Origin of the sequence: Streptomyces sp. BK022, from assembly GCF_004217355.1 — a bacterium.
Lineage (GTDB): Bacteria > Actinomycetota > Actinomycetes > Streptomycetales > Streptomycetaceae > Streptomyces > Streptomyces griseoluteus.
This window is the reverse complement of sequence record NZ_SHKU01000003.1, coordinates 965501-979675: the sequence shown is the minus strand read 5'-3', so window position 1 is coordinate 979675 and position 14175 is coordinate 965501. Positions and strand designations below refer to the sequence as shown.

Below are 14175 nucleotides of genomic sequence, written 5' to 3'. Positions count from 1 at the left end.
GAGCGACCTTCAATCTACGCGGATACCCGCTCCGCCGCCAGCAAGGCCAGGCTGGGCTAACCACCGGCGTCCTCCCAGCTCAGCCACCCGGAGCAGGGATTTACCGGTACCGAGCGGGTGATGGCGGCGCCCCGGAGGCTAGGGCGGCGCCCCTCGGGTGGGACACATCCGCAAAGGGCCACGCGGTCCTGGCGAAGGAGGGTCCCGCCCATGGCACCGAACGCACCCGCTTCCCCGCTGCCCGCCCCCGCCGGGCCCGGACTCCGCGAGCGGGCGCGCGGCGCGCTGCTCGGTCTGGCCGTGGGCGACGCCCTGGGCGCCCCCGCCGAGAACCTGAAGCCCTCCGAGATCCGCGCGCGCTGGGGCCGCATCACCGGGTACGTCACCGACCGGCCGTGCGGCACGGACGACACCGAGTACGCGATCTTCTCCGGGCTGCTGCTCGCCCGGCACGGCTCCGCGCTCACCCCGGCCCACGTCGAGGCGGCCTGGCACCAGTGGATCGCCGACCGGGCCGAGGGCCCCTTCCGGGGCGCGGGGTTCAGCGAACGGGGCACGCTGGAGAACCTGCGCCGGGGGCTGGCGGCGCCCATCTCCGCCCAGCACCGGCACGCCTGGAGCGACGGGCTGGCGATGCGGGCGGCGCCGTTCGGGGTGTTCGCGGCGGGGCGGCCCTCGGAGGCGGCCCGGCTGGTGGCCGTCGACGGCTCGGTCAGCCACGAGGGCGAGGGCATCTACGGCGGCCAGGCGGTGGCGGCCGGGGTGGCCGCCGCGATGGCGGGCGCGGAACCGGCCGTGGTGATCGCCGCCGCCCTCGCCGTCGTACCGGACGACTCCTGGACCGCCCGCTCACTGCGCCGGGCGGTCGCCGTCGCGCACCGGGGCGAGCGCGCGGTCCGTACGGCGGTGGTCATCGGTGGTTATCCCTGGACCGACCTGGCCCCGGAGGCGGTCGCCCTCGCCTTCGGCGCGTACGCGGCGGCCGACGGGGACTTCCCGGAAGCGGTGCTGACGGCCGTCAACATGGGCCGGGACGCCGACACCACGGCGGCCGTCGCGGGTGCCCTGGCCGGTGCGACCAACGGGGTCGCCGCCATCCCCGGGGTGTGGGCCGCCGCCATTGGTCCGGCCCGTGGCAGGTGTCTGCCCGCCATGTCGGGCCACCACATCCTGGACGTGGCCGAGTTGCTGACCCCGGAGGAGGGCGGCAAGTGGGGCGAGGGGGTGGTGCCGCCGGACCTGGTGCCGGAGGGGCTGCGGCCGGCCGTGGAGCCGCCGCTCACCCTGGTGGGCACCGTGGTGGAGACATCGTTCCCGCACGCGGCGGCCGTGCGGAACACGGACGCGGAGGACCGGTCGTGACCCGGCGGATCGAGGGACTGCTGCTGGGGCTCGCCGCCGGGGACGCGGCGGGCTGGCCCGCCGCCCGGCACCGGGCGGCCCGGATGCCGGAGTGGACGCGGCGGCTCACCCGTGAGCTGGACACCTTCGCCGAGCAGAACGCCACCACCACACTGCCGGTGCCCATCGCGCTGAACCAGCCCCCGGAGCCGCTCCGCCTCGGCCCCTCCGACGACGCGGAGTGGGCGGCGTTCGCGGCGGAGGCCGTCCTGCGGGCCGGGGACGACGTGCTCGGCGACCTCAGCCGGGACCGCCGGATACGCGCCGCGATCGACCTGACCTGGACCGCCGTGGCCTCGGAGGTCGCGGCGGCCGCCGAACGCGCGCCGGAGATCGAGTCGGCCGTACTCCCGCTGCGCGCCCGCATCTCGGTGCGCGCCGGGCTCGGCAACCTCGCCGCCGGGCTGCGCCCGCCCGCGACCGGCCACGACAACCCGCACTACTTCGACGACGCGGCCTGTGTGCGCGCCTGCGTACTGGCCGTGGCCCACCCGGGGGACCCGGCCCGCGCCGCCGGCCTCGCGGAGTTCGACGCCCGTTACACCCAGGACGGCGACGGGGTGCACGGGGCGCGGGCGATGGCGGCGGCGCTGGCCACCGCCCTCTCCGGCGCGGGTGCGGACGCGTGTGTGGCGGCGGCGCTGGACGAGCTGCCCGAGGGCACCGAGATCGGCCGCAACGCCCGGCACGCGCTGGCCCTGGTGACCGCCACGGACACCGCGTTCGCCCTGGTCCCCCTGCTGGAGCACCAGATCGTGGACCACGTCTACAGCTACGGCATCGCCGCCGCCGAGACCGTCCCGGTGGCGCTGGCGCTGACCCTCGCGGCGGCCGGGCGGATCGCGGAGGCGGTACCGGCCGCCGCCTGCCTCTCCCGCGTGGCGGACTCCGCGCCCGCGCTCGCCGGGGCGCTCTGCGGGGCGCTGGGCGGCGGGGAGTGCGTACCGGAGGCGTGGCGGCAGTCCTGCAGGACCCTCTCCGGCTGTGCGCTGCCCCGGCTGACCGGGACCGATCTGGTGGAACTCGCCGGGCTGCTGGAAGCCGCCCAACGGACCCGGCCAGGGGGATGATGCGGGCATGACGCCGAAAAGTGATGAAATCTCAAATTCCGGTGGAATCGGTCTGGACGAACGGATCACCGGCGCACTGGTCGGAGCCGCGGTGGGCGACGCCCTCGGCGGGCCGGTGGAGGGCTACAGCCCGGACCGGATCGTGGAGCGGCACGGCGGCCGGGTGCACGGGATCGTCGGCCCCTGGAACGGCGACGACTGGCGCACCGCCCGCCCGATCGCGCCGTACCACAAGGGTGACGGGCACGTCACCGACGACACCCTGATGACGCACGCGCTGATCCGGGTGTACGCCCGCGTCCGGGACCACCTCGACGCGTACGCCGTCGCGGACCACCTGGTGCCGGACCTGATGACCGAGCCGCGCTGGATTCCCGAGCTGGAGGCGGAGGCGCTGCCGCTGCAGCGGATCTTCCTCGCGGAGAAGTGGCTGGTGGCCCGGATCGCGTACGGCCACGTGGACCCGCGTGAGGCGGGCACCGGCAACATCGTCAACTGCGGTGCGGCGATGTACATGGCCCCGGTCGGCCTGGTCAACGCGGCCAACCCGGCGGGCGCCTACGCCGAGGCGCTGGACGTCGCCGGCGCCCACCAGTCCTCGTACGGCCGGGAGGCGGCCGGGGTGTTCGCGGCCGCCGTGGCCGCGGCCTGCGCGCCGGGCGCGACCCCCGACTCGGTGGTGGCCGCCTGCCTGGAGCTGGCCAAGGACGGCACCCGCGAGGCCATCGAGAAGGTCTGCGAAGTCGCGGCCGGACACGCGGACTTCGAGTCGGCGCTGCTCCCGCTGCGCCGGGCGGTCGCCCCGTACGACACCGTCGGCCCCGACTACCGCGCCCCCTCGCTCGGCGCCCGGCGCCCCTCCCGGCTGCACTCGATCGAGGAACTCCCCGTGGCGCTCGGCATGCTGGTGGTGGCGGGCGGCGACCTGCGGCACGCGGTACTCGGCGCGGTCAACTACGGCCGGGACTGCGACTCGATCGCCACCATGGCCGGCGCTCTCGCGGGCGCGCTCGGCTCGCCGGTGCCCGAGGACTGGGCGAAGACGGTCGCGGAGGCGAGCCGCCTGGACCTGTGGGCCCCGGCCCGCGAGCTGACCGAGGTCGCCCGCGAGGTCTTCGTCCGGGACACCGGACGGCGCCGGGCGCACGAGCGGGCGTTCGCCGCGCTGGGAGGCCCGGCATGCTGCGACTGACCTGGGTGCAGCCCGAGGACCTGGTCGGCCACGAGCTGCGCCAGGCCCGCCTGGACGGTCGCAACGCCACCGGGATCGAGGCGCGCTGGCGCGCGGCGGGCGGCGCGGACGCCCCCGAGCGCGCCGGAGCCTCCTCGGAGCCCGTCTCCCGCTGTCTGCGGCTGCTGGCCGAGGACCTGCTGGACGAACTGGCCGAGCTGCCCAGCGACCTGGCCGAGCTGGAGCCGACCGCGCTGGACCGGATCGCGGCCCTGTGCCCCGACTGGCCCGCCTCCCCCGCCCGGCGCACCGCCCCCGATCCGGAGGCGCTGGAGGCCGCGTGGCTGGGCCGGGCCGCCGGCTGCCTGCTCGGCAAGCCGGTGGAGAAGCTTCCGCTGGACGGTGTCCGGGAGTTGGCCCGCGCCACCGGCAACTGGCCGCTGACCACGTGGTTCACCGCGAAGGGCGTACCGGAGGAGCTGCTCGCCCGGTACCCGTGGAACCGCCGCTCCGCCCCGACCTCGCTCGCCGAGAACATCGACGGCATGCCCGAGGACGACGATCTCAATTACCCCCTCCTGGGCCTGCTCCTGCTCCGCCGCCACGGCCGCGCCTTCACCACCGACGACGTGGCCCGCCTCTGGCTGGACGAACTCCCGCCCGGCCGCGCCTTCACCGCCGAGCGCATCGCCCTGCGCAACCTCCTCGCCGGGGTCGAGCCCCCGCACACGGCCCGGTTCCGCAACCCGTTCCGGGAGTGGATCGGCGCCCTGATCCGGGCCGATGTGCACGGCTGGACCAACGCGGGAGATCCGGGGGCGGCCGCCGCGCAGGCCCACCGGGACGCGGTCCTCACCCACACCTGCACCGGGGTGCACGCGGCGATGTTCGCGGCCGCCGTCATCGCCGCCGCCGCCACCGGCACCCAGGACGTGCACGCCTGTCTGCGTACCGGCCTCACGGTGGTCCCGCCCGCCTCCCGGCTGGCCGTCGCCATCGTCCACGCCGTCCAACTGGCCGAGCGGCACACAGATTTCGATGACGTGGTGGATGCGCTCCACATGGTGTACGGCCCCACCCACCACTGGGTGCACGCCCTGCCCAACACCGCCCTGATCGCCGCCGCGCTCACCCACGCCGACGGCGACTTCACCGGCTCGGTCTGCCGGGCGGTGTCGGGCGGGTGGGACACCGACTCCAACGGCGCCACGGCCGGCTGCGTGGCGGGCCTCCTCGCGGGCGCCCCCGACGCGCTGCCCGAGCGCTGGCGGGCCCCGCTGAAGAACCGGCTCGCCAGCACGGTCGCCGACTTCGACGGCACCGGCTTCGACACCCTCGCCCGACTCACCCACCTGGAGGCGACCCGCCCATGACCCACATCGTCGTGCTCGGCAGCACGAACATGGATCTCGTCACCTATGTCGCCCGGGCCCCGCAGCGCGGCGAGACCGTCACCGGCCGGGAGTTCCGCACCATCCCCGGTGGCAAGGGCGCCAACCAGGCGATGGCCGCCGCCCGCGCGGGCGCCACGGTGTCGCTGATCGGCGCGGTCGGCAACGACGCGTACGGCGTCCGGCTCCGCGACAACCTCGAACACTCCGGTGTGGACACCGACTTCCTCCGCACGGTGGAGGGCCCGTCCGGCACCGCGCACATCGTGGTGGACGACGAGGGCGCCAACGCCATCGTCGTCGTCCCCGGCGCCAACGCCACCGTCGACCACCTCTCCCCCGGCGACGAGGGCCTGATCGCCTCCGCCGACGCCCTGCTGCTCCAGCTAGAAGTACCGCTCCCGGCCGTGATCGCGGGCGCGGAGGCCGCGCGGCGCCACGGCGTCCGTACGGTCCTCACCCCCTCCCCCGCCCAGCCGCTGCCGGAGGAGCTGCTGAGCGTGACCGACGTGCTGGTCCCCAACGAGTACGAGGCCGTCACCCTCACCGGCCGCACCGACCCCCTCGACGCGGCGGTCGGCCTGCTCGACCTGGTGCCGGAGGTGGTCCTCACCCTGGGCGAGGCGGGCGTGCTGTACGTGTCCCGCGACACCGAGCCGCTCGCGGTGCCCGCCCACCAGGTCGCCGCGATCGACTCCACCGGCGCGGGCGACACCTTCGCCGGGGCGTACGCGGTCGCCGTGGCCGAGGAGAAGCCGCTGCGGGAGGCGCTGTCCTGGGCGGCGGCCGCGGCCGCGCTGTCGGTGCAGCGGGAGGGCGCTTCGGCGTCGATGCCGTACCGCCCCGAGATCGAGGCGCAGTACACCGCATGAGCGCCGACCGCCCCGACGACGCCACCCGCCCGCCGCTGGACGGCCTGCGGGTGCTGGACCTGGCCACCCTGTTCGCCGGTCCGCTGGCCGCCACCATGCTCGGTGACTTCGGCGCCGAGGTGATCAAGGTCGAGCATCCGCTGCGGCCCGACCCGTCCCGGGGGCACGGCCCGGCCAAGGACGGCATCGGCCTGTGGTGGAAGACGCTCGGCCGCAACAAGCGGACCATCACCCTGGACCTGTCCCGCCCCGGCGGCCGGGACACCCTGCTGAGGCTCGCCGCCACCGCCGACGTGGTCATCGAGAACTTCCGCCCCGGCACCCTGGAGAAGTGGGACCTCGGCTGGCCGGAGCTGTCGGCGGCTAACCCCCGGCTGGTCCTGGCGCGGGTCACCGCCTTCGGCCAGTTCGGCCCGTACGCGCACCGGCCGGGCTTCGGCACGCTGGCCGAGGCGATGAGCGGCTTCGCGGCCCTCACCGGCGAGCCGGAGGCACCCCCGACCCTGCCGCCCTTCGGGCTCGCGGACTCCGTCACCGCCCTGGCCACCGCGTACGCCGTGCTCACGGCGCTGGCCGCCCGGCAGCGCACCGGCGCCGGACAGGTGGTGGACATGGCGATCATCGAGCCGATGCTCGCGGTGCTGGGCCCCCAGCCGACCTGGTACGACCAGCTCGGCTACGTCCAGGAGCGCACCGGCAACCGGTCCGCGAACAACGCCCCGCGCAACACCTACCGCACCTTGGACGGCAGCTGGGTCGCGGTCTCCACCTCCGCGCAGTCGGTGGCGGAACGGGTGATGCGGCTGGTGGGCCGGCCCGAGCTGATCGACGAGCCCTGGTTCGCCACCGGTGTGCGGCGGGCCGCGCACGCCGACGAACTGGACGAGGCGGTCGGCGACTGGATCGCCGCCCGCCCCCGCGACGAGGTGCTGGCCGCCTTCGAGAAGGCGGAGGCGGCGATCGCCCCGGTGCAGGACGTCCGGGACGTGTTCGAGGACCCGCAGTACCTGGCGCTGGACACGGTCACCACCGTGGCCGACCCCGACCTCGGCCCGCTGCGCATGCAGAACGTGCTCTTCCGGCTCTCCGCGACCCCCGGCGCGATCCGCTGGGCCGGGCGCGGGCACGGTGCCGACACCGACGCGGTCCTCACCGAGCTGGGCCTCGGCCCCGCCGAGATCGGCGCACTGCGCGAGGAGGGTGCGCTGTGACCCCGCTGACCTGGCTCTACGTCCCGGGCGACCGGCCGCGTGTGGTGGACAAGGCGCTCGCGGCGGGGGCCGACGTGGTGGTGATCGACCTGGAGGACGCGGTCGCCCCGGACCGCAAGGAGTACGCCCGCACGGCCACCGCCGAGCGGCTCGCCGACCCGCAGCCGGTCCCGGTCCACGTCCGGCTCAACGGCCCCGGAGGACCCTGGGCGGCCGCCGACCTCGCCGCCCTGGCCGCCCTGCCGGGCGCCTCCGGGCTCCGGCTGCCCAAGGTGGGTGCGCCCGAGCAGATCCGCCGTACCGCGGAGGCGACCGCGCTCCCGCTGTACGCCCTGCTGGAGTCCGCCCTCGCCATCGAGCACGCCTACGCCATCGCCACCGCCCACCCCTCGCTGCGGGGCCTCTCCCTCGGCGAGGCCGACCTCCGCTCCGACCTCGGGGTACGGGCCGACGCGGGGCTGGACTGGTGCCGCTCCCGCGTGGTGGTGGCCGCCCGCGCGGCCAGCCTCGCCCCGCCGCCCCAGTCGGTGCATCCCGACGTGCGTGACCTGGACGGGCTCGCCGCGTCCTGCGCCCACGGCCGCGCGCTGGGCTTCGTGGGGCGTGCGGCGATCCATCCCCGCCAGCTCCCGGTGATCGCACGGGCCTACCTGCCTACCCCGGAGGAGGTGGCGGAGGCGGAGACGGTGCTGAAGGCGGCGGCCGCCGAGCAGGGCGCTCTCGCCCTCCCGGACGGCCGCTTCATCGACGCGGCGGCGGTGGCGCAGGCGCAGCGCATCCTCTCGATGGCGGGCGGGACCTGAACACGCCGAAGGGCGCCCGGCGGAGATCCGGGCGCCCTTCGGCGTGCGTACGGGGCCGGCGTCAGCCCTTCTTGCCGGAGTCGGCGGTGTCCTTGATCCCGGCCTTCGCCTCGGGCCCGGACTCGGTCTCCGGCTCCGACACGGGCTTGGGCTCGGGTTCAGCCTTCTCGGCTTCGTCGGCCTTCTCGGCCTTTGCCGCGTCGGCCTTCGTGTCCTTCGCCTCGGCCTCGGTCTCACCGTCAGCCGCGTCCGCCTGGGCGTCGCCGGTGTCCGGATCGTCGGGGGCACCCGGCTCGACGACCGCTTCCCGGCCCGGACGGCGCCGGGCGGAGAGCACCAGGTAGGTCACCGCGAGCAGGAACACCACGACGGCGGTCCAGACGTTCAGCCGGACACCCAGGATGTGGTGGGCGTCGTCCACCCGCATGTACTCGATCCACGCCCGGCCCGTGCAGTACGCGGCGACGTACAAGGCGAAGGCGCGGCCGTGGCCCAGCTTGAAGCGGCGGTCGGCCCAGATGACCAGGAAGCCGACGCCCACGCACCACAGCGACTCGTAGAGGAAGGTCGGGTGGTAGTAGCCCGGTACCCGGCCGCCCTCGGAGGAGGTGATGTGCAGCGCCCAGGGCAGGTGGGTCTCGTGGCCGTACAACTCCTGGTTGAACCAGTTGCCCCAGCGGCCGATGGCCTGCGCGAAGGCGATGCCGGGGGCGACGGCGTCGGCGTAGGCGGGCATGGGCACGCCCCGGCGGCGGGCGCCGATCCAGGCACCGAGCGCGCCGAGGGCGATGGCGCCCCAGATGCCCAGGCCGCCCTCCCACACCTTGAAGGCGTCCACCCAGTCGCGGCCCGGGCTGAAGTACAGCTCGTAGTCCGTGATCACGTGGTAGAGCCGGCCGCCGACGAGGCCGAAGGGCACGGCCCACACCGCGATGTCGGCGACCGTGCCGGGACGGCCGCCCCGCGCGACCCAGCGCTTGTTGCCGAGCCAGACGGCGACGAAGACGCCGATGATGATGCAGAAGGCGTAACCGCGCAGCGGGATGGGGCCGAGGTACAGCACCCCGCGCGACGGACTGGGAATGTAGGCAAGTTCCATGGCAGGACCGACGCTACCGTGCCGGGCCGCACGGTCGCCGCGCGGCCGGGCTACGGGTGCATAACGGGGAGGTGAGAAAGCCCCTCATCCGCGGTCGGCGCTCTCCACCATCTCCTTGAGCTTCTCCGGGGTCATGGACTGGTCCTGGTAGATGTTCTTGCCGCCGAACAGCACGGTCGGCGTGCCGCCGAAGTTTCCGGCGGCGAACGCCTGCTGGGAGCGGTCGACCCAGGTGTTGTGGGTGCCGTCCTTCACACACGCGCGGAACGTGGGCGTGTCGAGGCCCTTGACCTTGCCCGCGAGGTCGATCAGCTTGCCGTTGTCCGCGAAGGCGTCGTCGGTCTCCGGGGGCTGGTTCTCGTACAGCACGTCGTGGAAGTCGCGGAACTTCCCGGCGTCCTGGGCGCAGGCCGCGGCGTTGGCCGAGTGCAGCGAGCCGGTGCCGCCCATGTTGCCGTCGATGAGCCGGACCAGGTGGTACTCGACCCGGAGCTTGCCCGCGTCGGTCAGCTCGTGCAGCGTGGAGCGGTACCGCGTCTCGAAGGACTGGCAGGCGGGGCAGCGGAAGTCCTCCCAGATCGTGAGCGTGGACCTGGCGTCCTCCTTGCCGACCGGGATCGCCAGGCTGTCCTTGCCCTGGGCGCCGGAGGGGGCCACGACCGGGCCCGCGTTCTTGCTGCCCTTGTCCTTGCCCGCGTTGGCCGCGATGACCCCGATCACCGCGGCGAGGCCCAGCACGCCGACGACACTGACACCGACGATCAGCGCGCGCCGGCGCTTCTCCGCGGACTTCTGCTTCTCGCGCTCGGCGGCCAGGCGCTGGCGGGCGTTGCGCTTTCCGTCACGGTTCTTCTCGCTCACACCCCCTGAACGAACCGGGGAGACGCATTGCGCCTCCCCGGCCGGAGGTCCACCCGTTCGAGTGACGAGGAGCGAGGGGGCTCAGGCGCCCCGGCGGACGCCCTTCGCCAGGTCGGCGGCGAGCGCGCGGACGGCGTCGACACCGGCGGCGGCGTCGGGGGCGTCCAGCATGCGCTTGACGAAGGCCGAGCCGACGATGACGCCGTCGGCGAAGGCGGCCACCTCGGCGGCCTGGGCCGCGTCGGAGACGCCGAGGCCGACACAGACGGGCAGGTCGGCGCGGGTGGCGCGGGTACGGTTCACCAGGTCCTCGGCCTGCGCGCCGACGGATTCACGGGTGCCGGTGACCCCCATCAGCGAGGCCGCGTAGACGAAGCCGCTGCCCGCCGCGGTGATCTCGGCGAGCCGGGCGTCCCGGCTGCTGGGGGCGACGACGAAGACGGTGGCGAGACCGTGCTTCTCGGCGTGCTCGCGCCACAGCGCGGCCTCCTGCACGGGCAGGTCGGGCAGGATGCAGCCCGCGCCGCCCGCCTCGGCCAGCTCGGCGGTGAACCGCTCGACGCCGTAGCGGTCGATGGGGTTCCAGTAGGTCATCACGAGCACCGGCTTGCCGGTGGCCGCGTGGGCCTCGCGGACCGTGCGCATGACGTCCGCGATCCGCACCCCGCCGCGCAGGGCGATGTCGTCGGCGGTCTGGATGACCGGGCCGTCGAGCACCGGGTCGCTGTGCGGCAGGCCGACCTCGACGACGTCGGCGCCGCCGTCGAAGGCGGCCTTGATCGCCTCGATGCCGCCGTCCACGGTCGGGAACCCGGCCGGGAGGTAGGCGATGAGCGCGGCGCGGTCCTCGGCCTTGGCGGCGGCGAGGGTGTCCGACAGCAGGTTGATGTTGCCGCTCACTTGGCGTCCCCCTCGATCTCGGCGGTGTGGGCCTCGTCGGCCGCGACCTCGGCGTCGGTGTCGTAGAGCCCGAAGTACCGGGCGGCGGTGTCCATGTCCTTGTCGCCGCGTCCGGAGAGGTTGACGACGATCAGCCCGTCCGGCCCCAGTTCCCTGCCGACCTCCAGGGCGCCGGCCAGCGCGTGGGCGCTCTCGATGGCCGGGATGATGCCCTCGGTGCGCGACAGCAGGCGCAACGCCTGCATGGCGGCGTCGTCGGTGACCGCGCGGTACTCGCCCCGGCCGGAGTCCTTGAGGTAGGAGTGCTCGGGGCCGATGCCGGGGTAGTCCAGACCGGCCGAGATCGAGTACGGCTCGGTGATCTGGCCCTCGTCGTCCTGGAGGACGTAGGAGCGGGAGCCGTGCAGGATGCCGGGCTCGCCCGCGGTCAGGGTGGCCGCGTGCTCGCCGGTGTCGATGCCGTGGCCGGCGGGCTCGCAGCCGATCAGGCGCACGTCCGCGTCGGGGATGAAGGCGTGGAAGAGGCCGATCGCGTTGGAGCCGCCGCCGACGCAGGCGATGGCGGCGTCCGGCAGGCGCCCGGCGCGCTCGAGGATCTGGCGGCGGGCCTCGACGCCGATGACGCGGTGGAAGTCGCGGACCATCGCCGGGAAGGGGTGCGGGCCGGCGACCGTGCCGAAGAGGTAGTGGGTGCGGTCGACGTTGGCGACCCAGTCCCGGAACGCCTCGTTGATGGCGTCCTTCAGGGTGCGGCTGCCGGACTTCACGGCCACGACCTCGGCGCCGAGCATGCGCATCCGGGCCACGTTGAGGGCCTGGCGCTCGGTGTCGATCTCGCCCATGTAGATGGTGCAGTCGAGGCCGAACAGGGCGCAGGCGGTGGCGGTGGCGACGCCGTGCTGGCCGGCGCCGGTCTCCGCGATGACGCGGGTCTTGCCCATGCGCTTGGTCAGCAGGGCCTGGCCGAGGACGTTGTTGATCTTGTGTGAACCGGTGTGGTTGAGATCCTCGCGCTTGAGGAACACGCGGGCTCCGCCGGCCTCGGCGGCGAACCGGGGGACTTCGGTGAGCGAACTCGGCCGGCCCGTGTAGTTGACCATGAGGTCGTTCAGTTCGCGGGCGAACTCCGGGTCCGCCTTGGCCTTGTCGTACTCGACGGCGACCTCGTCCACGGCGGCGACCAGGGCCTCCGGGATGAACTTGCCGCCGAAGGCGCCGAAGTAGCCCCCGGTGGTGGGGACTTGCCCCTCCGGGTCAGGGAAGAAGTAATTGCTGCTGGGCATGCCAGTACCTCACGGTGAGTGCGTGTGAAATCGACACTAATCGCCGTGGGGGCGGGGAGGCGTTGTCGGACGCGCGCCGTCAGTGGCTGGTCGCGCCCACGCGGCAAAGCCGCGGAATCGAACGGTGCCCCGCACCCCTACAGGTCGGCTGTCGCCATCGCATCCCGTTGATCTGGCCGGGCTCCGCGCCGATGTGGTACCTCACCCTGCGGCCGTGGACCCGGCGGGCCGGGGCGCGGCAGCCACGGGGACGGCAGCCGCGCGCGAGGCGGGCGTGGCGGTCCACGGTGGCGGTCAGGGTGAGGGTGTTCATCGGGGTCAAGCCTACCGGGGGATCAGCCGCGGCCGTGCCGCAGCGCGGGGTGCTCGCCGGCCGCCACCAGGTCGGCCACCGCGGTCTTGGGGTCGCGGCCGGTGACCAGGGACTCGCCGACCAGGACGGCGTCGGCGCCCGCGTTGGCGTAGGCGATCAGGTCGTGCGGGCCGCGTACGCCGGACTCCGCGATCTTGACCAGCTCGTCCGGGATCTCCGGGGCGATCCGCTCGAAGGTGCCCCGGTCGACCTCCAGGGTCCTCAGGTTGCGGGCGTTCACCCCGATGATCCTGGCGCCCGCGTCCACGGCACGCTCGATCTCGTCCTCGTCGTGGACCTCGACCAGCGGGGTCAGCCCGATGGAGACGGCGCGCTCGATCAGCGACTCCAGCGCGGGCTGCTCCAGCGCGGCCACGATGAGCAGCGCCAGGTCGGCGCCGTACGCGCGGGCCTCCCAGAGCTGGTAGGAGGTGACGATGAAGTCCTTGCGCAGCACCGGGATGTCGACGCGGGCGCGGACGGCCTCCAGGTCGGCCAGCGAGCCGCCGAAGCGGCGCTGCTCGGTGAGGACGGAGATGACGGCGGCGCCGCCTGCCTCGTAGTCGGCCGCCAGGGCGGCGGGGTCGGCGATGGCGGCCAGCGCGCCCTTGGACGGGCTGGAGCGCTTGACCTCGCAGATGACCTTGACGCCGTCGCCCTTGAGGGCGGCCACGCCGTCCTTGGCTGCCGGGGCCTCGGCCGCGCGCTCCTTGAGCTCGTCGAGGCTGACGCGGGCCTGCCGCTCCGCGAGGTCGGCCCGGACTCCGTCGATGATCTCGTCGAGCACGCTCACGCGAGCGGCCCCCTTTCAGCGGTTGGTCTGGGGCGGGTCCGAAAACCCATGGTCACTTCGATGGTATCCGGAGGAACTGCCAGGACTCGCATCCGGCGGGCGGCGGTCCCATTACCTGGACGTTCCTTGTCGATCAAGGACGGATCAGGCCACCGAACGGCAGGTTCCGGACGAGGGTGAAGAGCAGCAGCGCGGAACCGACGACCCACAGCGGGGTGCGGTCGAGGACCAGGCGCACCGGCAGGCCCCGCGCGGCCCGGACCGCCCAGAGGGTCCACAGCACGGCGAAGGCGAGGTAGGCGGCGACTCCGGCCGCGTTGTCGTGCAGGGCGCCGAGGAGGTCGCCGTGGACGAAGGCGTGCGCGCTGCGCAGGCCGCCGCAGCCGGGGCAGTACAGCCCGGTCAGCGCGTACAGCGGGCAGACGGGGTAGTGGCCGGGCTGGTTGGGGTCGACCGCGCCGACGTAGGCGAAGGCTCCGGCCACCGCGGCGAGCACTCCGGCCGGGGCTGCCAGGCGCCGCCACAGCGGCTCCTGAGCGGGCGGGGCGAGGGGCGGGGCACCGCTGTCGGCGTTCACCCCGGCATTCTGCCGTGGTCCGGGTAAGGACGCGCGAAGGGGCGCCCCCGAGCCGTCCGTACGGCTGCCGGGGCGCCCCTTCACGGGTGCTTCGCTCAGCTCTCCGCGGCGACCGGCTCACGGGTGGCCGCGGCGGTCGGGCGGACCGGGGCGGCGTTCTCCTTCGGCATGCCGAGGCCCATGGAGCGCATGATCCAGCCCACGACGCCACCGAGGGCCACGACGACCATGCCGGCCCAGAAGCCGACGGGCTGGGCCATCACGATGAAGGCGCCCGAGACGCAGAAACCGATGAAGGCGATGATGACACCGGTCCAGGCGGCCGGGGTGTGACCGTGGCTGCTGCCCGCCATGACTTGCTCCTCGTTGCTGTGTACGTGTCGAGTTTCAT

The 14175-nt window shown here is 74.3% G+C and carries 12 protein-coding genes and 2 pseudogenes; 7 read left to right on the top strand and 7 right to left on the bottom strand.

Annotation, left to right across the window (positions count from 1 at the left end):
* Positions 1 to 120: 120 nt before the first annotated feature.
* The 7 genes and pseudogenes from EV284_RS16000 to EV284_RS15970 all read left to right on the top strand — a co-directional run.
* A pseudogene (locus tag EV284_RS16000) lies at positions 121 to 1041 on the top strand (ADP-ribosylglycohydrolase family protein); the annotation flags it as partial.
* Positions 927 to 2471 (top strand): ADP-ribosylglycohydrolase family protein, encoded by a 1545-nt coding sequence (locus EV284_RS15995; RefSeq protein ID WP_242625705.1) that lies wholly within the window; start codon positions 927 to 929, stop codon positions 2469 to 2471. The pseudogene EV284_RS16000 and the gene EV284_RS15995, both read left to right, overlap by 115 nt.
* 7 nt (positions 2472 to 2478) lie before the next feature.
* Entirely contained in the window at positions 2479 to 3663 is a 1185-nt protein-coding gene (locus EV284_RS15990) for an ADP-ribosylglycohydrolase family protein (protein ID WP_130334484.1), read from the top strand.
* Positions 3651 to 5015, top strand: coding sequence for an ADP-ribosylglycohydrolase family protein (locus tag EV284_RS15985; protein ID WP_130334482.1), 1365 nt, complete (start codon positions 3651 to 3653; stop codon positions 5013 to 5015). The genes EV284_RS15990 and EV284_RS15985 overlap by 13 nt, the downstream gene beginning before the upstream one ends.
* Positions 5012 to 5905, top strand: a complete 894-nt coding sequence (gene rbsK / locus EV284_RS15980) for a ribokinase (RefSeq protein WP_130334480.1) — start codon at positions 5012 to 5014, stop codon at positions 5903 to 5905. The genes EV284_RS15985 and rbsK overlap by 4 nt, the downstream gene beginning before the upstream one ends.
* A complete protein-coding gene (locus tag EV284_RS15975; RefSeq protein WP_207229045.1) occupies positions 5902 to 7116 on the top strand; it encodes a CoA transferase in 1215 nt (404 codons plus the stop codon). Before rbsK ends, EV284_RS15975 begins: the two co-directional genes overlap by 4 nt.
* Positions 7113 to 7919 (top strand): CoA ester lyase, encoded by an 807-nt coding sequence (locus tag EV284_RS15970; protein ID WP_130334478.1) that lies wholly within the window; start codon positions 7113 to 7115, stop codon positions 7917 to 7919. Before EV284_RS15975 ends, EV284_RS15970 begins: the two co-directional genes overlap by 4 nt.
* A 157-nt stretch (positions 7920 to 8076) precedes the next feature.
* Here the strand turns inward: EV284_RS15970 and lgt are convergent.
* The 7 genes and pseudogenes from lgt to EV284_RS15930 form a co-directional block, all read right to left on the bottom strand.
* Positions 8077 to 9018: pseudogene (gene lgt / locus EV284_RS15965) on the bottom strand (prolipoprotein diacylglyceryl transferase); the annotation flags it as partial.
* 84 nt (positions 9019 to 9102) lie between these two features.
* A complete protein-coding gene (locus EV284_RS15960; RefSeq protein WP_130334474.1) occupies positions 9103 to 9879 on the bottom strand; it encodes a thioredoxin domain-containing protein in 777 nt (258 codons plus the stop codon).
* A gap of 81 nt (positions 9880 to 9960) precedes the next feature.
* On the bottom strand, positions 9961 to 10779 hold the full coding sequence (gene trpA / locus EV284_RS15955) for a tryptophan synthase subunit alpha (protein WP_130334472.1): 819 nt from the start codon (positions 10777 to 10779) through the stop codon (positions 9961 to 9963).
* Entirely contained in the window at positions 10776 to 12062 is a 1287-nt protein-coding gene (trpB, locus tag EV284_RS15950; RefSeq protein WP_130334470.1) for a tryptophan synthase subunit beta, read from the bottom strand. Before trpB ends, trpA begins: the two co-directional genes overlap by 4 nt.
* A gap of 335 nt (positions 12063 to 12397) precedes the next feature.
* Positions 12398 to 13207 carry an indole-3-glycerol phosphate synthase TrpC gene (trpC, locus tag EV284_RS15940; RefSeq protein ID WP_130334466.1) on the bottom strand — a complete coding sequence of 270 codons (810 nt, stop codon included), beginning with the start codon at positions 13205 to 13207 and terminating at the stop codon, positions 12398 to 12400.
* A 133-nt stretch (positions 13208 to 13340) separates the two neighbouring features.
* Positions 13341 to 13784, bottom strand: coding sequence for a DUF2752 domain-containing protein (locus EV284_RS15935; protein ID WP_130334464.1), 444 nt, complete (start codon positions 13782 to 13784; stop codon positions 13341 to 13343).
* 95 nt (positions 13785 to 13879) lie between these two features.
* The gene (locus EV284_RS15930; RefSeq protein ID WP_086696430.1) at positions 13880 to 14137 is read right to left on the bottom strand and encodes an HGxxPAAW family protein; all 258 of its coding nucleotides are present in this window, start codon (positions 14135 to 14137) and stop codon (positions 13880 to 13882) included.
* Positions 14138 to 14175 lie beyond the last annotated feature (38 nt).

Coding starts and splice junctions, on each gene's coding strand:
- EV284_RS15990 (WP_130334484.1), top strand. CDS start 2,479: ATGACGCCGAAAAGTGATGAAATCTCAAATTCCGGTGGAATCGGTCTG.
- EV284_RS15985 (WP_130334482.1), top strand. CDS start 3,651: ATGCTGCGACTGACCTGGGTGCAGCCCGAGGACCTGGTCGGCCACGAG.
- rbsK (WP_130334480.1), top strand. CDS start 5,012: ATGACCCACATCGTCGTGCTCGGCAGCACGAACATGGATCTCGTCACC.
- EV284_RS15975 (WP_207229045.1), top strand. CDS start 5,902: ATGAGCGCCGACCGCCCCGACGACGCCACCCGCCCGCCGCTGGACGGC.
- trpB (WP_130334470.1), bottom strand. CDS start 12,062: ATGCCCAGCAGCAATTACTTCTTCCCTGACCCGGAGGGGCAAGTCCCC.
- EV284_RS15930 (WP_086696430.1), bottom strand. CDS start 14,137: ATGGCGGGCAGCAGCCACGGTCACACCCCGGCCGCCTGGACCGGTGTC.